Raw genomic sequence first — 23658 nt, 5'->3', positions numbered from 1 at the left:
TAAGGAGGGTCATACATGGCTTGGGAAAATCCAACGAACGAAGAGCTGAAACAAATTTTAACTTCTTCCAAAACGATTGCAGTCGTAGGATTATCAAATAATCCAGAACGAACGTCTTATCAAATTGCAAAAATTATGCAACAAGAGGGTTACCGAATCATTCCTGTCAACCCAACAGTAGAGGAAGTCCTGGGAGAAAAGGCATATGCTTCGTTAACAGAAGTGCCAGACCCGATTGATATTATTAATGTCTTTCGAAGGGCGGAATTCTTACCAGAAATTGCCGAGGAAGCTGCCCAAACAAACTGTAAAATTTTTTGGGCTCAACAAGGTATTATTAATGAAGAAGCATATCACTATTTAAAACAGCGTGATTTTACCGTTATAATGGATTTGTGTATCAAAGTGGTCCATGCTGTATTGGTGAAAAAATAGGACAAGTATGAGGGTGACAGTAATACGTCACCTTTTCTCATGCTGGATGATTAACTGCTAACGTACTTTTTTATGTCGCAACAACATCTTCATTGATGATAACCATCGTCGTATCCTTTGTGATGGCAAAATAGCTGTATACATTTTGATTAAAAAAACCTCCTTATTACCAAGTAACACCCATTACTTTTATTGTTTAGATCCTATTTACTGCATTCCTATTCTCACTGACAAAAAGAACAAATCAATCGATTGGGAGTTATTAAGGGGCATATGATAGGAATTAGCAAACGTAGATCAAGGAAAGACGTATATGAAGATTTTATCAAGACTTGTAGAATTTTAACACATTCACTAACGTGGATTCTGGTTGGGGCGGGAAGGAGCTAGTATTGGCAAAAAGCACGTAATATACACAAAGACTTCTGCGAGAAAAGCAAGTTCCGAAAATCCCGCAGGAAACCGCTGTTGCTTTCGAAAGAGTTGAGGCGGTTGACGCCGAAAGTGAAATGTATATCACCTACGGATTCAGAAGCGATAACTCTTAATAAAGTATACCCTCAATAAGTGGGGGTTTTCATTCATCCCCACGGCTTGTTAGTACCGTAATGGTTAACCTAAAGGCCTCTTACGAAATAGAGAGCATTTAGATGCTGTTATCTTCCACTTCGACTTGTTGTGTACAAGATTATCCAACTCATGAAGCGGGGAGTCTTACAGCACCTGATATACAGGATAAAATCTTTTTTAAAATGATTGCTATATCATAGAAAATGAAACGTTGAAAGTAACTCCCGTATATATTTGACAGCCTCTGCACGGAAATCATTCTTGCAAAACAAGCGACTTGTCTCTATAGTATATTTAGTAATGATGGTTAAAACAGGAAGAATATGATGCTTGAAATAAGGGTCGTTTGTTTTTGGGTGAGGTAGAACAAAGGCCAAGCGCCCGTTTAGCAACGTAGCGAATTGGAACGAATCAACTAAAGATTTAGGAATCATGCCACTAAAACAGGGGTATATGCCGACGTCTGGGCGGCAAGCCCGTTTTTAGTCGGCCTTCCTTTTAGGGACGAACCGATGAGGCCTTATCGGAGGGCGCATTTCTAAAGTCGCATCGTTGCTGGGCTCATGCGCCGGACGTGGCTATTCGGTTAATTCGTTATCCACAAGCACCTCATTTTATACTTTTGTATGAAAAAACAACTCTATTTAACTTATCTAACTCATTTATTTTAGGCGGTATTTTAAGAATCTAAACATTATAAAGCAAAAGTTTTTTCATGATAGATGGTGGCTCGCGCTCTAGGCGAGCCATGGTGGTTTCTTATCTTGTAAAGAAATTTTCCCACAGCAGAAAGCTTTTTATTTAATTCCGTATGTAGCTCTTCAATCCTACAAAGGGAACCCCAGTAGGATGAGTGGAGAATCAAGATTCAAGTCAAATTCACAATTCTGTTCAATAGACCTTTGGGCCAAATCCTTATGGTATCACCATCTCAGAGGGGGGGAGCATGTCCCTATGATTGAAGTCTCACTTATCTCCCGAACTACCTCCATAGACGATAATTAAAATATGTTTTAAAAGAAAAAAAGATTCGTTCACAAATGCAGGATTCCCTTTCTTCTTTACATAAACAAACGTTCGTTCTAATATAGTACTTACAGAAATGAAAGGAGCAGGTACGGCGTGACAAAACAACCTATTTCATATAGTGATGACTCGATCCAAGTTCTAGAAGGCCTTGAGGCTGTACGCAAACGACCAGGAATGTATATTGGAAGTACAGATCTTCGAGGACTGCATCATCTCGTGTTTGAGATTGTAGATAATGCGGTAGACGAGGCCTTGGCTGGATTTGGCGATGTCATTAAAGTAACAATACATAAGGATAATAGCATTTCCGTAACCGACTATGGGCGAGGTATCCCTACTGGTATGCATCGCTCTGGGAAGCCAACCCCGGAGGTTATTTTTACCATTTTACATGCGGGCGGTAAATTCGGACAGGGCGGTTATAAGACAAGTGGAGGACTACATGGCGTTGGTGCATCTGTAGTAAACGCATTGTCCGAATGGCTTGAAGTTACTATCCATCGTGATGGAGCTACGTATTTTCAGCGCTTCGAAAACGGAGGGAAGCCAGTAGGCACACTAGAAAAGAAAGGATCAACGAAAAAATCCGGTTCAACCATTCATTTTAAACCCGACCCCACTATTTTTACTTCAGTGGTGTATGACTTTGAAACGTTATCGGAACGTTTACGAGAGGCAGCTTTTTTATTAAAAGGTTTGACGATCGAATTACACGATTTAAGACATGACCAAACGGAAAAATATCAATTTCCAGATGGCTTGAAGGCCTTTGTCGACTATTTAAACGAGGAAAAAGATACACTTCATTCTGTCGTAGCTTTTGAAGGAGAACAGCAAGGGATCGAAGTGGATTTTGCTTTTCAATTCAACGATGGCTTTGCAGAGAGCATGCTTTCTTTTGTTAACCATGTACGCACAAAAGATGGAGGAACGCATGAATCTGGTGCACGAACAGCAATTACAAGAACCTTCAATGACTACGCAAAACGTACAGGATTGCTGAAAGAAAAAGATAAAAATCTAGAAGGTACGGATATCCGAGAAGGATTTACAGCTATTGTTTCAGTCCGTGTCCCTGAGCAGAAATTGCAATTTGAAGGGCAGACAAAGGGAAAATTAGGTACTCCTGAAGCTCGTTCGGTCGTTGATGCGGTTGTATCTGAAAAGTTAACCTTCTTTCTTGAAGAAAATCCAGATATAGCTAATCTGCTTATTAGAAAAGCGATAAAAGCAAAAGAAGCAAGAGAAGCTGCACGAAAGGCACGTGAAGAAGCAAGAACAGGAAAGAAGCGTAAACGAAAAGAAACGTTACTAAGTGGAAAGTTAACTCCGGCTCAATCTAAAAATGCCAAGCGAAATGAATTATATCTCGTTGAGGGGGATTCAGCAGGCGGTTCTGCGAAGCAAGGAAGGGATCGCAAGTTTCAAGCTGTACTCCCATTACGTGGAAAAGTAATCAATACTGAAAAAGCAAAACTGGAAGATGTTTTTAAAAATGAGGAAATCTCAACGATTATTCATACGATTGGCGCCGGTGTCGGTGGTGACTTTGATTTGGAAGATGTGCAATACGATAAAATTATTATAATGACTGACGCGGATACAGATGGAGCACATATCCAAGTCTTGTTGCTCACGTTCTTTTACAGGTATATGCGCCCACTTGTAGAAGCTGGTAAAGTATATATTGCTCTTCCTCCTTTATATCAAATTGCAAAAGGAAAAGGGAAGAAGAAGCAAATAGCATACGCATGGGATGAACAGGAGATGAAGCGAGTCATTCAGCAATTTAAAAATGGATATACATTGCAGCGCTATAAAGGGTTAGGAGAAATGAACGCCGATCAGCTTTGGGAAACAACCATGAACCCGGAGTCACGAACGTTAATTCGAGTAACCATTGATGATTTAGCTCGTGCTGAACGTCGAGTAACAACATTAATGGGCGATAAAGTGGAACCACGCAGAAAATGGATTGAAGGAAACGTGGAATTTGGCTTGGACGATGCATCCAACATTTTAGAAAATGATAAAATCCAAACAGATAAATAATTTTTAAGGAGGGCTTTGGTTTGACGCAACCAGGAACATATTTAGACCTTCCCTTAGAAGAAGTGATAGGTGACCGATTTGGAAGGTACAGTAAATATATTATTCAGGATCGAGCATTACCTGATGCCAGAGACGGTTTAAAACCGGTACAACGAAGAATTCTTTATGCCATGCATGTAGAAAAGAATACACATGATAAAAATTTTCGTAAATCAGCTAAAACGGTAGGAACAGTAATTGGGAACTATCATCCTCACGGGGACTCCTCTGTTTATGAAGCAATGGTTCGACTAAGCCAAGATTGGAAAGTGAGAAATGTCTTAGTTGAAATGCACGGAAATAACGGAAGCATTGACGGTGATCCGCCAGCTGCAATGCGTTATACAGAAGCTAGACTATCGAGTATCGCTTCTGAGTTACTGCGGGATATTGATAAAGATACCGTTGATTTTATTCCTAATTTTGATGATACCGACACGGAACCAGTTGTCTTACCGGCTAAATTTCCTAATTTGCTTGTAAATGGATCGACTGGAATTTCTGCTGGATATGCAACAGATATTCCGCCACATAACTTGGCAGAGGTGTTGGATGCAGTTATCCTTAAAATTGATAAGCCCTCCGTATCGACAGAGGAATTGATGAAGGTCATGAAAGGACCAGACTTTCCTACTGGCGGTATTATTCAAGGGATAGATGGGATAAAAAAAGCGTATGAAACAGGGCGCGGCAAAATAGTGGTTCGTGGAAAAACGAGAATTGAAGCTGTTCGTGGCAATCGAGAACAGATTATTGTTGATGAGATTCCTTATGAAGTAAACAAAGCCAATATGGTTAAGAAAATAGATGAATTACGAATTGACCGTAAAGTAGAAGGAATTGCAGAGGTTCGTGATGAAACGGATCGTACAGGTTTACGAATTGTAATTGAGTTAAAAAAGGACGTCAATGCAGAAGGGGTATTGAATTACTTATTTAAAAATACCGATTTACAAGTAACCTATCATTTTAATATGGTTGCCATTCAAGATAAAACGCCAAAGCAATTATCGTTAAATCAGCTATTGGAATCATATATTGCCCATCAAAAAGAAGTGGTAACGAGACAAACTACCTTTGACTTAAAAAAAGCAAAGGATCGTGCTCATATTGTTGAAGGATTGATCAAAGCCATTTCCATTTTGGATGAAGTAATTCAAACGATTCGTTCTTCCAAGGATAAGCAGGATGCGAAGCGACAACTAATCGCAAGTTATTCTTTCACAGAAGCACAAGCCGAAGCCATTGTCATGTTACAGTTATATCGATTAACCAATACGGATATTACATCGCTAGAGCAAGAAGCAAAAGCTTTAAAAGAGCGGATTAAGGTATTGGAGCTTATTTTAGGTAGTGAAAAGCAGCTATTACAAACCATTAAAAAAGACTTAAGAAAATTGAAAAAAACGTATGCTTCTCCACGATTAACGGTGATTGAAGCCGAAATTGAAGAACTGAAGATTGATATTGAAGTGATGGTTGCAAGCGAGGACGTATTACTGTCTGTAACGAAAGATGGGTACGTAAAGCGCACCAGTTTGCGATCCTATAGTGCTTCTAACGGTGAGGATTTTGCCATGAAGGAAGGAGATCATGTAATTCGTTTAGCTGAATTGAATACTACGGATAAAATACTTCTTTTCACAAATAAAGGTAAGTATATTTATATACCTGTTCATGAATTACCTGATATACGCTGGAAAGACATTGGACAGCATCTTTCTAATATTGTTGCGTTAGAGAAAGAAGAAAAAATAATCACATGTATTCCTGTTCGTCAGTTTAGTGAAGATAACTACCTGTTATTTTTGACGAAAAACGGCATGGCAAAACGAAGTCAATTCAAGCTTTATGAAGCTCAAAGACATGGAAAAGCGCTCATTGCTCTTAACCTGAAGGCCGGGGATGAGGTAGTGAGCGTACATCAAACAGATGGAAACAAAGATGTATTTATTACTTCAGATAAAGGGTATGGATTGTGGTATCATGAATCTGAAATTTCGGTTGTTGGTCAACGTGCAGCTGGAGTAAAGGCTATTCAGTTAAAAGAAGGAGAACAGGTTGTAAGTGGTCAAGTGTTTGATGATTTATCAGAACCTTCGTTAGTTGTTCTCACGCAACGGGGAGCATGCAAACGAATGAAACTAAGTTTATTTGAAAAAACGAGTCGAGCCAAGCGGGGATTACAAATGCTGCGTGAGCTGAAAAGCAAGCCACATCGGATACGCGGATTTTTCCTAGTCAATGAGCAAGATACGATACAATTTAAAACAGAAGATGGCGAGGTCCATCACGTATTCCCACTTGAATTATCCAACAGTGACAGGTACAGCAATGGTTCATTTATCATAGATACAGATAACCACGGAGAAGTCCTCGAGGCTTGGAAACAAATCCGTTACGAACAACCATTCGAAAACCAAGAAGAAAAGTAATCTTCATTCTTCGTCTCGTGTTTATGGGATAAATAATAATTTGGCAACTCAAAAAAAGTAACATAAGCTGGTCAGCTAATGGTGGAAGTCGTTTCCACCATTGGCTGGCTATGTTCATACATAGCTATTAACTGAATTCGTATAAACACTTTAAATTTTCTGCTAACTATGATAATGTAAACGTATACAAGAAAGGGGGGATCGGGAACGGATTTACGAGAAAGAATTATTCAATCCTCATTATTGTTGTTTGAGAAGAAAGGCTTTCATGGTGTAACGGTAAATGAAATTGTACGGAAAGCGAAAGCGTCCAAAGGTGGATTTTATCACCATTTCACTTCTAAAGAAGAATTACTTTACGTCATTCACGATACGTTTATTAGCTATGTACTCGAAAAAGCAGCATATGCAAATAACAGCTATACTTCTCCTACAGACAAATTAAAGGCAATTATTAAGGATTTTGTAAAAGTGTTTGACATTTACAAACCGCATATTTCTGTGTTTTATCAGGAAAGTATTTATTTGAAGCCAGAGTATGAACACCTAATTAAACAAAAAAGAGATCAATTTAAGCAATTAATCCTGCAAACAATTGCTGAAGGGCAAGCAAATGGGGAATTTCGAAAAGACTTGCCTGCTGAAATAACAGGTATGGCAATATTAGGAATGGTTAATTGGACGTATAAATGGTATCAGCCAAAAGGTAAGAACACGATTGATGAAATCAGTGATATATTTATTGAGCTTATTTTACAAGCTATTTTGCCAAATGAAGCTACTAGTTTCAAGTCATATAATGGGACAATACGCAATCATATGGACGTATGGAAATGATCTTTTGTCAACCACAGACCAACCAGTCGGTCTAGTCCAATAAAGGGGGATGCTCATGAATTTTTCATTAACGGAAGAACAAACAATGGTACAAAAAATGGTAAGGGATTTTGCCGAGTCGGTGATTAAGCCGCGTGCAATTGAAATCGATAAAACAGCCACTTTTCCAGTTGATATTTTTAAGCAATTGGGGGAGCTTGGTTTATTAGGAATCCCTTTTCCAGAAGCATATGGGGGTTCTGGTGGCGATACATTATCTTATGCACTAGCAGTAGAAGAGATTGGTCGTGTTTGCGGGAGTACGGGGTTAAGCTATGCTGCAGCTGTTTCATTAGGTGCCAGCCCGATATATTACTTCGGCACAGAAGCACAAAAACAGCAATATTTAGTTCCATTAGCTGAAGGGAAAGCGCTTGGGGCATTTGGACTAACGGAGCCAAATGCTGGTTCAGACGCTGGCGGAACGAAGACAACTGCAATGGTAGAAGGTGACGAATACGTTATTAACGGAGAGAAATGTTATATAACAAATGCGAGTTATGCGAAAACACTTATTGTAACCGCGGTCACTGGAAAGGATAGTCGCGGTAAAAATATCATTTCCGCCATCATTGTTCCGACCGATGCAAAAGGGCTTTCCATCACAAGTAATTATGACAAAATGGGAGTTCGTGGGTCAGATACAGCCGAAATTGTGTTAGACAATGTACGCGTACCTAAGGAAAACCTGTTAGGAGATCCAGAAAAAGGGTTTAAACAGTTCTTATACACATTAGACGGTGGTCGCATATCTATAGCTGCTCTCGGTGTAGGGATTGCTCAAGCTTCGCTGGAAAAGGCGTTAAACTATGCAAAAGAACGAAAGCAGTTTGGTAAAGCAATTTCTGATTTTCAGGCGATACAATTTAAATTAGCAGACATGGCGATGGAAGTGGAGCTAGCTAGAAACATGGTACATAAAGCCGCTTGGTTAAAAGATGCGGATAAAACCTTCGGGAAAGAAGCTTCTTTTGCAAAGTTATATGCTACAGAGACTGCTTTTCGTGCAGCTAATCAAGCGATTCAAATTCATGGTGGTTATGGCTATATGCGCGAGTATGAAGTCGAGCGCTATTTACGTGATGCTAAGCTGTTGGAGATTGGAGAAGGCACTTCAGAAATTCAGCGCTTGGTTATTGCGAGACACTTAGGGTGTTAAAGGATCGGGGGGATATTCATGTCACTTTTACATGTTACCGTTGGAGAGCTCTTAGAGGAACAAGTAAAATTATATCCGGAGCATGAGGCGGTTGTCTACCCAGAATTAAAGCTTAGAAAAACATATCAGGAATTTAATAAAGAAGTTAACCAAGCAGCAAAAGGCCTAATGGCATTGGGAGTTGGCAAGGGAGAACATGTTGCTATTTGGTCAGATAATAAACCCGAATGGCTGACTACACAATTTGCAACCGGAAAAATGGGTGCTGTGTTAGTAACGGTAAATACAAACTATCAAGCTAGTGAACTACAGTATCTATTAGAGCAGTCGGAAGCAACCACTTTAATTATGGCAGAAAATTATAAAGGAACCTCCTATATAGAAGTTTTAAAAAGTATTTGTCCAGAACTGGAAGAAGCAGCACCAGGCAATCTGCAATCGAAAGCTTTGCCGAAGCTAAAAAATATTATCATCCTAGGTAATACCAATTATCCTTTTGCTTATAGTTGGCGCGATATCATGGATGCTGGTAAAGAAATATCAGATCAGGATTTGTGGGAACGGAAAACGATTTTAGAAGAACATGAAGTTATTAATATGCAGTATACTTCTGGCACAACGGGTTTTCCTAAGGGTGTTATGCTAACACATCATAATATTGTTAATAATGGCAAACAAATTGCGGATTGTATGAAGCTAACAGAAGCAGACAGATTGTGTATTCCAGTTCCGTTTTTTCACTGCTTTGGGTGCGTGTTAGGCGTATTAGCTGCTGTTTCTAAAGGAACAACAATGGTTTTAGTAGAGCAGTTCCACCCAGAGAAAGTTTTGGCAGCCGTTGCTCAAGAACGATGTACAGCCCTGCATGGTGTACCGACGATGTTTATTGCCGAGCTAAATCATCCCAATTTTGAGCAGTATGATTTGTCCAGTTTAAGGACGGGTATTATGTCGGGTTCCCCTTGTCCGATGGAAGTAATGACGAAAGTGATGGAAAAAATGGGGGCAGAAGAAATAACCATAGCATATGGTCAGACGGAAGCTTCTCCTGTTATTACACAAACCAAAACAGACGACCCAATTGAGTTACGAGTGAGCACTGTTGGAACACCCCACCCGAATGTAGAGGTGAAAATCGTCATTCCAGGAACTAGTGAGGAGCAAGAACGAGGTGTTCCTGGCGAATTGTTAACACGAGGTTACCATGTGATGAAGGGATATTATAATAATCCAGAGGCGACCGAGCTTGCGATCGATGAAGATGGCTGGTTGCACACAGGAGATTTGGCGTTGATGCGATTAGACGGTTATTTGGAAATTACTGGTAGAATGAAGGATATGATTATTCGTGGTGGAGAAAATATTTACCCACGGGAAATTGAAGAGTTTTTATATCAGCATCCAGATGTCCTCGATGTCCAAATAGTTGGCATTCCAGATAAAAAGTACGGCGAAGAAATAATGGCATGGATTATACCGAAGGAAAATAGCCAAGTTTCCGAGGCGGATATTCGATCCTTTTGTGAGGGGAATATATCGTGGCATAAAATACCGAAGTATATTGCATTTGTAGACAAATATCCCATGACAGCAAGTGGAAAAATTCAAAAATACCGCTTGAAAGAAATGGCGATCCAAAAGCTGAATGAATAGGGGGCAAAACATGATAAACAAACTGATGATTGCAAATCGTGGGGAAATTGCTGTACGAATTATTTGCACATGTAAAAAATTAAATATTCGAACGGTTAGCGTTTATTCCGAGGCTGATAAATACGCACCCCATGTGGAAATGGCGGATGAAAGCTATTTAATTGGACCGCCTAGGGTGCAGGAAAGCTATTTAAATGCGGAAAAAATAATTGAAATAGCAAAAGAAACAAAGGCCGACGCTATCCATCCCGGCTATGGATTTTTAAGTGAAAACGCTGGGTTTGCTGAGCAATGTGAACAAGCAGGATTAGTATTTATTGGACCCAAAAGTAGTGTGATTCAAAAGATGGGGAGCAAGATAGAAGCTAGACGAGCAATGCAAACAGCAGGAGTGCCAGTTGTTCCTGGAACGGACGGAGCTGTTGCAACAGCGGAAGATGCTGCTTCCTACGCCAGTCAAATTGGCTATCCAGTGATGGTAAAAGCATCTGCTGGAGGTGGTGGTATTGGAATGCAGGTGGTGCAAACGGAAGCTGAGCTGAAAGAAGCATTTGTTAACAACACCAAACGAGCACAAAGCTTATTTGGTGATGGAGCAATGTTTATGGAGAAGAAAATAGAAAATGCCCGTCATATTGAAGTGCAAGTATTAGCTGACCACCATGGAAATGTCGTTCATTTATTTGAGCGTGAATGCTCGATCCAGCGGAGAAATCAAAAGGTAATCGAAGAAGCACCATCCCCATTTATTTCTGAGGAAACTAGGCAGGAAATGGGCGAAAAAGCGGTTCAGGCAGCAAAAGCTTTGGCGTATACAAACGCTGGTACCATTGAATTTTTAGTAGACGAACAGGAGAATTTCTACTTTTTAGAAATGAATACACGGATTCAAGTAGAACATCCAATTACAGAAGAGATCACAGGAGTAGATATTGTTGAAAAGCAGCTTGAAATTGCAAGTGGTAAGCCGTTACAGCTATCTCAAGATGAGCTTTTTATCAATGGGCATGCCATCGAAGCTAGGATCTATGCTGAAGACCCGAAGACGTTCTTTCCTTCTCCAGGCCATATAGATGTATTTCAACCACCAGAGGGAGAGTATATTCGTAATGAAGTAGCGGTACGCAGTAATTATGATGTGACCCCGTTTTACGATCCGATGATTGCCAAATTAGTTGTTCATGGGAAATCTCGAGAAGTGGCAATTTCTCTATTAAAGCAAGCATTAGAACAATATAAAGTTACGGGGATCAAGACAAATATTCCCATGTTATTGCGTGTTGTTGAACACGAACAATTTCAAGCGGGTAACACCACAACTAGCTTTTTAGAATTGTATCATGGATGAAGATTTGTCACTGTTACAAAAGTAACAACAGTGGAGTTATTTTAGATACTTATTAAATTCTCATCTTAAAAACGACATTTATAAGAGAAAACGTTTACACTTAAGGAGGAAATCAAAATGGAAGTAAAAGCAACGATGGCAGGAAGTGTATGGAAGATGACAGTAGCACAAGGTGACAGCGTGGAGGAAGGTCAAGATGTCGTCATCTTGGAGTCGATGAAAATGGAAATTCCAATTGCTGCAGAACAGTCAGGTACAGTGAAAGAATTTAAAGTCCAAGAAGGGGATTTTGTAAACGAAGGAGACGTCATTGCTGTTATTGAATAATCGGAAACGCGAATTACACTCATTAGAAAAACAAGGGGGATACATGTGGGAAAGTTTATTGAATTACAAAAGGAGCAATCGATTGCTATTGTTAAAATAAATCGCCCAGAAGCAGCAAATGCGCTGTCCCAACCTTTACTTACAGAATTGCAAGCAACTATTCAAACAGTGGAACAGGATCGATCCATTGCCTGTACCATTCTTACAGGCGAGGGAGAAAAAGCATTTTGCTCAGGGGCTGATTTAAAAGAGCGCGCTGGAATGAATGATCAAGAGGTAATAGCAGCGGTTGCTCATATTGGAGATACAGTAACCATGGTGGAGAATTTACCTATGCCGGTCATCGCAGCAATGAATGGAGTTGCTTTTGGCGGTGGGTTGGAATTAGCATTAGCCTGTGATATTCGTATAGCTGCGCACCATGCACAGATGGGGCTTACGGAAACGTCATTAGCCATTATTCCTGGAGCAGGGGGAACACAACGTCTACCTCGATTAATTGGAATCGGTAGGGCAAAGCAATTAATTTATAGCGCCAAGCGGATCACGGCAGAAGAAGCTTTCCATATAGGGTTAGTGGAGGAGACCGTTGCAGGTAACGAATTACAAGAAACAGTAAAACAGTTTGCAGCAACTATTGCCAAAAATGGTCCCATTGCGCTGAGGCAAGCGAAAATCGCACTTAATAAAGGAACAGAAACAGATTTAACAACTGGCTTACTTATCGAACAACTCGCCTATCAGCATACGATTCCAACGAATGATCGAATCGAAGGGCTTCAAGCCTTTCGTGAAAAACGGACACCACACTATCATGGAAACTAAAACAGGGAGGCTTTGTTAGGATGACTTACAACAACATTTATGATGAAAAAGTAGCCACGATTAAAAGTGGAGGAAAAGAAAAATATCATCGCAAAAATGAAGAAAAAGGGAAGCTGTTTGTACGTGAACGATTAAAACGGCTTTTGGACGACGATTTAAGTCTTGAAGATGCATTTTTTGCAAATTGTATGGATGAAACACTACCATCGGATGGAGTTGTAACAGGAATTGGAAAAATTAATGGTCAGTCCGTATGCGTGATGGCAAATGACTCAACAGTAAAAGCTGGATCATGGGGCAGACGTACAGTGGAAAAAATCATTCGTATTCAAGAAACAGCCATGACGTTGGAAATTCCGATGATTTATTTAGTAGATTCCGCTGGTGCAAGAATTACCGATCAAGTCGAAATGTTTCCAAACAGAAGGGGCGCAGGGCGAATTTTCCATAATCAGATAAAGCTATCTGGTCGTGTACCGCAAGTATGTCTCTTATTCGGACCATCCGCAGCAGGAGGAGCCTATATACCTGCTTTTTGTGACATTGTTATAATGGTGGAAGGCAATGCTTCCATGTATTTAGGCTCGCCACGGATGGCAGAAAAGGTAATCGGAGAGAAAGTTAGTTTAGAAGAAATGGGCGGTGCCACAATGCATTGCTCTGTTTCTGGAGTTGGCGACGTATTAGTCAAAACAGAGCAAGAGGCTATCGACTATACCCAATCATACTTAAGTTATTTCCCAGCTAATTTTAGACATAAGCCATCTGTAGAAGAAGCAAAAGCAAGTAAGCAACTGGAAAAAAGTATCGCTGATTTAATCCCAGAAAATCAAAATGCTGCCTTTAATATGTATGACCTTATCGATCGGCTTATTGATGCAGATAGCTTCTGTGAAATAAAGAAAAAATTCGCTCCCGAACTAATAACTGGACTCGCCAGAATAGATGGACGATCGATCGGTATTATTGCAAATCAACCAAGAATGAAGGGAGGCGTCTTATTTCCAGACTCAGCTGATAAAGCCGCCAAATTTATGCAGCTATGTGACGCCTTTAATATCCCGTTGTTGTTCTTGGTAGACGTACCAGGTTTTATGATTGGTACAAAGGTCGAACGCGCTGGCATTATTCGCCATGGTGCCAAAATGCTTGCTACGATGAGTGAAGCGACGGTTCCAAAAATTTCTGTTATTGTTCGTAAAGCTTATGGCGCTGGGCTTTATGCTATGGCGGGTCCTGCATTTGAACCAGATTGCTGTCTGGCATTACCTACTGCTCAAATTGCTGTTATGGGACCAGAAGCAGCAGTGAATGCTGTGTACGCTAATAAGATTCAGGATATGTCTGAAGAAGAGCGACCGGCCTTTATTAAAGAAAAGCAAGAAGAATATAAGGAGAATATTGATATTTATCGTTTGGCTTCAGAAATGGTCGTAGATGCGATCATTGATCCGGAGAACTTGCGAGAAGAATTAAAGACGCGCTTTGCTATCTATGATTCTAAGAACGTGACATTTACGGAAAGAAAGCATGGTGTCTATCCAGTATAACGGTTATCTAAAAGGTTGAAATTATAAGTTAAACCAACATCTGTTTCGTACCATATGTATTATAGCTCAGCTTTTATCTATAATGGCTGAGTTTTTTTATTGTATAGCGTACAATGTCAAGAGCTTTTTTCAAGTTTTTGAGTAACTCTAACACACCTACTGTAATTATCATTTTTTACAAGTAGCATTTGATTCAGAAATGGGTTTTCTTCACTCGATCCTTCATTTCCGTTGATTCGTTCCATTTGCTACGTTGCTAAACGGGCGCTTATCGCCTTTGTTCAGATTATTACATTCAATGAGATATCAATCGAAAGGCTCATGTTAATAGTTGCTAATACAGATGAAATGGTTTAATAAATAAGGGTAAGCAAATTGGCGCATTCGGTTTTACTTTGACATAATACTATGCACTAGCTCTTGATTCTTTCTTCTGCAAACTGTCTTATCTAAAAAACATAGCTACTTAATTTACCTGATTTATCTTAATGCCAAAGCACTATGAATAAACACAAATATTCGAAGGTGGACTGTTTCTTCCGATAGTCATTTCATAAAAAAGTATACCATAATATTATTATGTAAACTAATTAAAAACTATTAGTAGAAATAGAGTGCCATATCTCGTATAATAGACGCTAGTAAAAAGGATAAGGGATGCGTGAAAGAATTATGGGGGAAAACATCATGACGAAAGAAGCTGCACCACATTTGCTACATCAACTGGCTGCAGTATATGAACAGGTACGTGAAAACGGAGATGATATTCGCGCAGAGAAGTTAATTGAGCTCTACGATAAATATAAGCAACAGGAGCTTATGATCTGTTTTGCTGGTCATTTTTCTGCTGGCAAATCATCCATGATCAATGCATTGCTAGGAGAGGACATTTTGCCAAACAGTCCCATTCCAACAAGTGCGAATATCGTTAAAATTACATCTGGCAAGGGCAAGGTTCGGGTGTATTTTAAACATAGCGCTCCAGAAGAATATCAAGAACCGTTTGATTTAGATATGCTGAAACAATACTCCATGGATAAAGATAATATCCAAAAAATTGAAATCAGCACATTGGCACCACTGTTACCAGCAAAGACAGCGTTTATTGATACACCAGGCATTGATGCAGCAGATGATGCGGATCGATTAATGACAGAAGGTTCACTACATCTGATGGATGCACTGTTTTATGTAATGGATTATAACCATGTGCAATCGGAAGTGAATTTGCAATTTTTGCTCGATCTGCAAGCAAAAAATATACCATTCTATGTCATTATTAATCAAATTGATAAACATAAAGAATCGGAACTCACCTTTACTAGCTTTAAGGAAAGTATAAGACAGACATTCGATGTATGGGAAATCAAACCGGAGAGAATATTTTATTCTTCTTTATATGAACCTGACTTAGAACATAACCAATTTCAGGAAATCCAACAAACATTACAGGATGATCTATTCACAACCCGTAAGCAGGAGTTATTGGACCGTCAACATAGCTTGAATGACGTGATAGAACAACATGTTGTCTTTCTTCAGGAACAATTTGAAGAAGAATTGGAGACATATTACGTGCCACCGAAGCAACAAGAAGAGCTTAGCCAAAAATCTACCATTCAAAATAAATTGGATGCATACGAGCAAAAGAAGACCAATTTGAAAACAGACTTCTATGACGTTTTACAGCAGACGTTAAAAAATGCGTATTTAATGCCTGCTGTATTAAGAGATAAAGCGGCATCCTTTTTAGAATCGCAGCAAAGTGATTTTAAAGTTGGCTTATTGGGAGCAAAGAAAAAAACGAGTGAAGAAAGAAAAAAACGTTTAAACGAATTTCGAATTGATTTACAGCAAACTGTGGAAGCAGGATTACAATGGAAGCTGCGGGATAAGTGGTTACCATTGCTGAAGGATTACAAAGTGGATGACATTCAAGTGCAAAATGAACTGCAGCAGTTTACGATCTCGGTCAAAGAAGCAGATTTACTAGAAACAATCAAGCAAGGGGCTACACTTAATGGGGAAGCCATTATCCAATATACGAATGATTTGGCACACGAAATCAAAAAGCAGGCGAAACAACAAGCGAATGCGTTATGGAATCAGGTAGAAGCGGCTATCCAAGCCGAGCTGCAGCCTATATGCTCAAAACTGACGGATCAATTAATAGAGCTAAACAGCATAGAGCAAAAGCTAAATCATTATATTGCTATAGAAAAATCATTAGCCCACAAACAAAACCTGGTTAGGCAAGCGATCTATCATGAAGCTCCTTCACGGGAAAAGACGATCGCAATGATAGAAGAAATTTTATTACAACAAGAACAACGCGTTACATTTGTAGCTCAACCAATGGCATTTAAAGCACGGCAAATGGCAGGTTCCGAAGATTGTTTATTAACGGATGAAAAACAAATACCTAGCAAAGAAACAGGAGCAAGTCATCCTGTAGAGACAACTGTTAACGCGATTGAACAGACAATGAGTATCGTTAAAGATCTACCAGGTTTTCAATCGATCATGGACGATTTAAAAAGTAAGCAGTATCGATTAGAACATCGCACGTATACGATTGCATTATTTGGTGCGTTTAGTGCCGGTAAATCATCGTTTGCAAACGCTCTAATGGGAGAAGCCATTTTACCAGTATCGCCAAATCCAACCACAGCGACTGTCAACCGAATTCACCCTGTAACGAATACGCATAAACATGGGACAGTTATTGTACAATTGAAGAAACAGGAGGAATTGGTCAAAGAAGTGGTGACGATGACGAAAAAGTTCTCTCCTGAATCTGATCGTCTGGAAGACTTAATAGCATGGATAGATAAAGAACAACTATACCGTCACGAAGAGCTAGAAAACACATATCAAGCATATTTGCAAGCCATTTTAAATGGCTATGCTTCTATGCAGCAATTCTTAGGTCAGTCGATGTACTTATCTATCGAAGCGTTTCCGAGCTATGTGACAGATGAAACGAAAGCGTGCTTTGTTGAAACGATCGACCTTTATTATGATTGTGCGCTAACACGTCAGGGGATTAGTCTTGTTGATACACCAGGAGCAGATTCCATCAATGCGCGACATACAAATGTGGCGTTTGATTATATTAAACATGCTGATGCCATTCTTTACGTAACGTATTATAATCATGCGCTTAATCGAGCTGACAAAGATTTTCTTATGCAATTAGGAAGAGTAAAAGATTCCTTTCAATTAGATAAAATGTTTTTTATCGTTAATGCAGCTGATTTAGCAAAGGATGAGGAAGAATTAGCGCTAGTGACAACCTATGTTACGGAACAATTAGCTCAATTAGGGATTCGTTTTCCTCGTCAGTATCCTGTCTCCAGTAGGAACGCCTTAAGCGAAAAGCAACTTCATAAACGGTCGGATCAGCTAATGGCAGCATTTGAAGCCGATTTTTATCCATTTATTCACCGTGACTTAACGAAATTGGCTGTAGCAGCTGCTTTTCGGGATATGGAACGACTGGAGCAACAGCTTCAGCAATTTATTGCCTCTCAGAAGTTAGACCAGCAAGAGAAAAAAGCGTTTAAACAATCCATTGAAACAAAGCATCAGCAATTACAGCAAATTATAGATGACATAAAAGCTGCTGCATATCTCAACCAAGTCAAACAAAAAATTCAAAAACAACTATACTATGTGCTGGAGCGATTTTCAATTCGCTTCCACGATATGTTTAAAGAAACAGTTAATCCTGCTACCATTACGGAATCTGGTAAAGAAGGAAGAAAGCAACTTTGGGATTGCATGTGGAATTTGATTGCTTACTGTCAAACAGAGTTGATTCGAGAGCTACAAGCTGTTTCATTGCGAATAGAAGCATTTATGAATGATTCTATGCTGGATGTATACCGTTTCATAGAAAAGCAAAGTCAAAGCGTTGATAAATCATTTATGTTTGCAGAAATAGATAGGAAAGATATAGCTTCTCCTGTTTTTTCCGAGGCCTTTCAAGCAATGGACCATCAACCATTAAATCGAATGATTCAGTCATACAAAAACACAAAAGCCTTTTTTGCCAAAAACGAAAAGGAACGAACGAAAGAAGCGATATATGGGTTTTTGCAGCCAATAGTGAAGGAATATATGGATGTAAATGAACAACATATGGATGCATTCTATGAAGAGCAATGGGCAACGATTATATCAGATTTAAAGGAGAACATTGCTATACAGTTACAAAAACATATGGATAGCTATCATGAAATGATCACTTCCAACGTTTCGCTGCCAGAATTAATCAACAAACAGCATGAAGTGTCTGCCATTTTAGCGGATTATAAACAGAAAGAAGGATAAACATTGAACAAACATCAAATTATGCTAGTCGACGGCATGGCGTTATTATTCCGCGGTTTTTTTGCTACTGCATTCCGAGGTAATTTTATGAAAACGAGGGAAGGGATGCCGACAAACGGCGTTTATCAATTTTTGCGCTATTTTCTAGATGCAGTGAACACATTTCAACCAACACACGTCGTATGCTGTTGGGATATGGGAAGTAAAACGTTTCGAACAGAAATGTATGCTGCTTATAAAGCCAATCGTGACGAACCTCCGGTAGAGCTGATACCGCAATTTGACTTAGCCAAAAAAGTAGTAGATAGCTTTAATATGCCAAACATCGGCTTGGAGAATTATGAAGCCGATGATTGTATTGGAACTTTAGCAAAAATGTACGGTGCTGATCATGAAGTAACGATTCTGACCGGCGACCAAGATATTTTGCAATTGGTAGACGATGGTATCCAAGTAGCCATTATGAAAAAAGGCCAAGGGAATTATGATCTGTTTAATCAAGCTAATTTCTATGAGAAGAAAGGCATTCATCCTAAACAAATTATTGATTTGAAAGGGTTGATGGGGGATCCTTCCGATAATTATCCAGGTGTCAAAGGAATTGGCGAAAAAACAGCATTAAAATTAATCCAAGAGCATGGGACTATCGAGGATATGATCGCAAATATAGATACGTTGCCAAAAGGTGTACAAACAAAGATTAAAGCAAACATGGAAATGCTACATTTATCAAGGCGTCTCGCTGAAATTAAATGTGATGTTCCAATTACGTGTGAGTTAGAACAAGCTTTATGGGATTATGATCGGGAGCGTATTATTGGTACATTTCAATCGCTTGAATGGAAATATTTAGACAAGCTCGTGTAAAGTAGATCTTCAATCAGTGGGGGTTTTCATTCATCCTCACTGATTGTTAAGTAAATGGGGCATTTAGGCGCTGTTATCTCCCTGTTGCAGTACTACAGAATTCAACTCCTGAAGTTACAGCGTTACACCCCCTTATATGTGGGTAAAATAAACTATCCAATTAGTAGAAAGGGCAAACCAATGAACTGTTCTTAGCTTATTGGTTGCCCTTTTGTTTTTGTATTGCTTCTTAGTCTAGTAAAACATGGGCAATACCATCTTATTATGCAGGGATATAACAAAATTGCAGGGTATGCGCTATACGGGGTGGGGGTACGATGCATACCCTAAACGCGTTTATTTTTGATGTTCTTTATTAAGAATGGAGGTGGTTTCTTTTTATAGGAATTGCTTAATAAAATAAGATATTGCTAAAATAGACAATCGTTTGCGCAGATCTGTTAATTCTGATTGAATGTTTCTTTCAAGTTGCTTTATCATGAATTCATTCTATTTGGTTAAGCTAAGAAAATAATTTATAGTAAAAGATGAGAGACAATTCCGTGTATGTCATGCTTTGTTATCGTTTTGTTTGAAAATTCAATTGCTCAATGAATAACGTAATTATATATTATTAACGTTTATAGTGAAAAATTCTGTCGTGAGGTTGATAAATATGTCATTGTTTCGTGTTGAAAATGTAAAAGTAAATGAAATTATAGAAATGAATCAGTTAGAAATCCCTGCGAATCAAGTTGTTTGTATTATCGGAAAAAGCGGGAGTGGAAAATCAACTTTTCTTCGATTATTAAACCATTTGGATTCTCCTGATGAAGGCACCATTTTTTACCGTGGTAACGATATTCAACAAATGGATCCGATTGAACTAAGACGTTCTATCACCATGGTTCCGCAAACACCAGTTATGTTTCCGGGAACGATTAAAGATAATTTGCAAATTGGTCAAAGATTATCTGGTCTAAGTACGGCGGATGAGGTAACACTTCAACAGGCTCTTAAACGTGTATCCTTGCATAAATCATTGGATACTCCAGCCAACGACTTATCAGGAGGGGAAAAGCAACGACTTGCTTTAGCAAGAGCCACGTTACTAGACGCCGACGTTTTTTTATTGGATGAACCGTCTTCCGCGTTAGATAGCGATACGGCAGATGATGTCATCGATGCGTTTATTGATTTTATTAAGTCTGAAAATAAATCGTTAATTATGATCACCCATGATCTTGAACTAGCAGGACGAGTGGCAGACGTCACTATTGAAATGAATTCATATAGTGAAAACGTCTCGTAATTGCTGTAATATAAGGGCATTGATTACAGATTTCATATTCAAGAAGCTATTGATATTAAAATGCTTGTTTAGAACGGCTGATTAATAGAAAGGAGCACAAAAAGTGAGTGAAACAACTTCGATTGATTTGACTTTTTGGCAGTTACTATTCGCTTATGTTTTCATTGTTATTCTATGGGTTATTGTTCGTATTAAAGGGATCCCAAGACAAAAGTTAATCATCATTTCCACATTGCGGATGACCGTACAATTAATCCTTGTTGGTTATTTATTAATGATCGTGTTTGAGAATCCACATCCGATGATCACATTAGTCATTGTCTTGTTTATGCTTGGGTTTGCCATTTACAATGTATATAAACGTGCAAGTGTAGCAATTCATGTATCGGTCAAAAAGGCAATTGCTGTTGCCATGGTATTAGGTATATCTGTAAGTATGGTTTATTTTTTATTTGTCGTATTACAGTTAGACCCGTGGTATAATCCACAGCTGTTCATTCCAATTAGTGGCATGATTATTGGCAACGCTATGACAGGGATTACCCTAGGAGTGAACCAATTACTAATTGGAGTTAGAGAACAAAAAGACAAGATAGAAGCAGCACTAATGCTCGGAGCAACGCCCAAAAGTGCGTCTCATTCCATTATAAACGAAGCTTTTGATTCTGCGATGCTGCCAACGATTAATTCCATGGTTGGGATGGGAATAGTATTTTTACCTGGTATGATGACAGGACAAATCATCGCAGGAGCTTCACCTGTTAGTGCGGTTAAATATCAAATAGCAATTATGCTTGGTGTAGCTGGTACGGTAGCTATAACGGTAGTGATTTTCCTCCATTTAGCATATAAAGCGTTCTTTAATCATCGCGCACAATTGAAGTTTTCCGATCAATAAGTGGCATAGGTCGATACTGCTGAAAATACCTCTCCCTAAAGAAATTAGTTTAATCCGATAGGTACGGTTGGAAAAATAATTGTATTCCTTTTATAATAAAGAAAAAACATGCAGGAGGAAAAATCTATGGTGTTTCCTTCCAAGAAGGATCGGTGGATTACTGTTCTCTTATGGGGAATTGCGATAATAGGGTTGCTTATACCGATACGCACAGGAAACTTGTTATCCGTATTACTGATTCTCCCATTAATCGGGCTTTTATTATGGTTTTGGTTTCGTACGGATTATCGGATTATCGGTGAAAAACTAAAAATTCGCTATGGACCGGTTCGCCAAACCATTAATATTAAAGAGATTCAAGTGATTTTTAAAGCGAAAAAAAACCCTTTAGCTGCAGCACCGGCTTTATCGCTCGATCGAATTGTGCTACACTGCGGAAAATTTAACGTAACGAGCATTTCGCCGCAAGATAAACAACAATTTTTACAAGCACTCGTTGCTATTAACCCACATATTAAAATGGAAAAGTCTTTGAAACAATCGCTTTCTTAATCGGACTTATAACGTATGAATCTAAATAAATTATCATACTTGTATGAAAAAGGAGGATGGAAAATAATGCGTGTAGTTGAGAATATTAGTGAACTAATTGGAAATACTCCAATGGTAAAGTTAAATAAACTTGTTCCGGATGATGCAGCAGATCTGTATGTAAAATTAGAAATGTATAACCCGAGCAGAAGCGTCAAAGATAGAGCAGCTTATAATATGATAAAAGTTGCTGAAGAACAAGAACTGTTAAAACCTGGAGATACGATTATTGAGCCAACCAGCGGAAATACTGGAATTGGCTTAGCAATGAATGCTGCGGCAAAAGGATATAAGGCGATTATTGTAATGCCTGATAATAGTACAACAGAACGAAGAAATATTTTAAAGGCATACGGGGCAGAGGTTGTACTGACACCTAGCGAAGAAAAAATGCCTGGAGCGATCAAAAAAGCGCTGGAATTGCAAAAAGAACATCCCGGCAGCTTTATTCCGCAGCAATTTGAGAATGAAGCAAATCCTGATATTCATAAAACAACAACAGCTCTGGAAATTTTGAAGCAAATGAATGGGGAACTGGACGCGTTTGTGTGTACGGCAGGTACTGGAGGAACGGTAACTGGTACAGGTGAAGTATTAAAGGAAAAGCTACCCGATATTCATATCGCTGTGGTTGAACCAAAAGGGTCCCCCGTGTTATCAGGAGGAAAACCAGGTAAACATAAGCTTGTCGGTACGAGTCCAGGATTTATACCTGAGATATTAAATACGTCCATTTATGATGAAATTATGCAAATTGCAGATGACGATGCAGTTGATTTTTTTAAACAACTTGGTCAAAAAGAAGGCATATTCATCGGATTATCTGGTGCAGCGGCAGTCTTTGCTGCCATTCAAGTAGCAAAGCGACTAGGAAAAGGAAAGAAAGTTGTTTGTATCGCACCAGATTCAGGTGAACGTTATTTAAGCATGAATTTATTTGCTGAAGAATAATTTATCATACTGATTTAAAGAACAGATTAACTAGTAATGCTTTGTGTATGACAGGAATTGAAAAGTGTTCGCTAGTCATTAGTGGTCATAGTTACATGATGGCATTTTGTTATTTATAAAAATTATGATTCTTGTAAAAAGCCAACGAAATTCTCGTGATCGTTGGCTTTTCCTATGGTAGGATAAAGTATAGTTTTTTTATTGTATAGGAAACGATAAATTTAGGTGCTTGTGGATAACGAAATAACCGAATCGTCACGTCCGGATCCATCGCCTTGCAACGATGCGACTTTAGAAATGCACTCTACGATAAGGCCTCATCGGTTCGTTGCTAAGGGGAAGGCCGACTAAAAACGGGCTTGCCGCTCAGGCGTCGGCATACCCCAGTTTTAGTGGCATAATTCCTTTATCTTTAGTTGATTCGTTC

At 39.0% G+C, this 23658-nt stretch carries 16 protein-coding genes; all 16 read left to right on the top strand.

Annotated elements, in window-relative coordinates:
* Positions 1–15: 15 nt before the first annotated feature.
* Positions 16–435 carry a CoA-binding protein gene (locus KBP50_RS09145; protein WP_050352858.1) on the top strand — a complete coding sequence of 140 codons (420 nt, stop codon included), beginning with the start codon at positions 16–18 and terminating at the stop codon, positions 433–435.
* 1692 nt (positions 436–2127) lie between these two features.
* Complete coding sequence (gene parE, locus KBP50_RS09140) at positions 2128–4086, top strand: DNA topoisomerase IV subunit B (RefSeq protein ID WP_050352859.1); 1959 nt, start codon at positions 2128–2130, stop codon at positions 4084–4086.
* 20 nt (positions 4087–4106) lie between these two features.
* Positions 4107–6560, top strand: a complete 2454-nt coding sequence (gene parC / locus KBP50_RS09135; RefSeq protein ID WP_050352860.1) for a DNA topoisomerase IV subunit A — start codon at positions 4107–4109, stop codon at positions 6558–6560.
* A gap of 225 nt (positions 6561–6785) precedes the next feature.
* Positions 6786–7397, top strand: a complete 612-nt coding sequence (locus KBP50_RS09130; RefSeq protein ID WP_050352861.1) for a TetR/AcrR family transcriptional regulator — start codon at positions 6786–6788, stop codon at positions 7395–7397.
* A 55-nt stretch (positions 7398–7452) separates the two neighbouring features.
* Complete coding sequence (locus KBP50_RS09125; RefSeq protein WP_050352862.1) at positions 7453–8595, top strand: acyl-CoA dehydrogenase family protein; 1143 nt, start codon at positions 7453–7455, stop codon at positions 8593–8595.
* Between the two features lie 18 nt (positions 8596–8613).
* Positions 8614–10248 carry an AMP-binding protein gene (locus tag KBP50_RS09120; protein ID WP_050352863.1) on the top strand — a complete coding sequence of 545 codons (1635 nt, stop codon included), beginning with the start codon at positions 8614–8616 and terminating at the stop codon, positions 10246–10248.
* 10 nt (positions 10249–10258) lie between these two features.
* Positions 10259–11596 (top strand): acetyl-CoA carboxylase biotin carboxylase subunit, encoded by a 1338-nt coding sequence (locus KBP50_RS09115; RefSeq protein ID WP_050352864.1) that lies wholly within the window; start codon positions 10259–10261, stop codon positions 11594–11596.
* A gap of 117 nt (positions 11597–11713) precedes the next feature.
* Positions 11714–11923, top strand: coding sequence for an acetyl-CoA carboxylase biotin carboxyl carrier protein subunit (locus KBP50_RS09110; protein WP_050352865.1), 210 nt, complete (start codon positions 11714–11716; stop codon positions 11921–11923).
* A gap of 45 nt (positions 11924–11968) precedes the next feature.
* A complete protein-coding gene (locus KBP50_RS09105) occupies positions 11969–12748 on the top strand; it encodes an enoyl-CoA hydratase (protein WP_050352866.1) in 780 nt (259 codons plus the stop codon).
* 20 nt (positions 12749–12768) lie between these two features.
* Positions 12769–14298, top strand: coding sequence for an acyl-CoA carboxylase subunit beta (locus tag KBP50_RS09100; RefSeq protein ID WP_050352867.1), 1530 nt, complete (start codon positions 12769–12771; stop codon positions 14296–14298).
* Between the two features lie 687 nt (positions 14299–14985).
* Complete coding sequence (locus tag KBP50_RS09095; protein WP_050352868.1) at positions 14986–18633, top strand: dynamin family protein; 3648 nt, start codon at positions 14986–14988, stop codon at positions 18631–18633.
* Between the two features lie 3 nt (positions 18634–18636).
* The gene (locus tag KBP50_RS09090) at positions 18637–19500 is read left to right on the top strand and encodes a 5'-3' exonuclease (protein ID WP_050352869.1); all 864 of its coding nucleotides are present in this window, start codon (positions 18637–18639) and stop codon (positions 19498–19500) included.
* Positions 19501–20155: 655 nt separating this feature from the next.
* On the top strand, positions 20156–20791 hold the full coding sequence (locus tag KBP50_RS09085) for an ABC transporter ATP-binding protein (protein WP_076361890.1): 636 nt from the start codon (positions 20156–20158) through the stop codon (positions 20789–20791).
* A 103-nt stretch (positions 20792–20894) separates the two neighbouring features.
* The gene (locus KBP50_RS09080) at positions 20895–21689 is read left to right on the top strand and encodes an ABC transporter permease (protein ID WP_082240973.1); all 795 of its coding nucleotides are present in this window, start codon (positions 20895–20897) and stop codon (positions 21687–21689) included.
* 126 nt (positions 21690–21815) lie between these two features.
* A complete protein-coding gene (locus tag KBP50_RS09075; protein ID WP_050352870.1) occupies positions 21816–22241 on the top strand; it encodes a PH domain-containing protein in 426 nt (141 codons plus the stop codon).
* Between the two features lie 66 nt (positions 22242–22307).
* The gene (gene cysK, locus KBP50_RS09070; RefSeq protein WP_050352871.1) at positions 22308–23231 is read left to right on the top strand and encodes a cysteine synthase A; all 924 of its coding nucleotides are present in this window, start codon (positions 22308–22310) and stop codon (positions 23229–23231) included.
* Positions 23232–23658 lie beyond the last annotated feature (427 nt).

The sequence above is a fragment of the Virgibacillus pantothenticus genome, assembly GCF_018075365.1.
Lineage (GTDB): Bacteria > Bacillota > Bacilli > Bacillales > Amphibacillaceae > Virgibacillus > Virgibacillus pantothenticus.
Note: the sequence above shows the minus strand (reverse complement) of the source record. Positions and strands in the feature narration are given on the sequence as shown.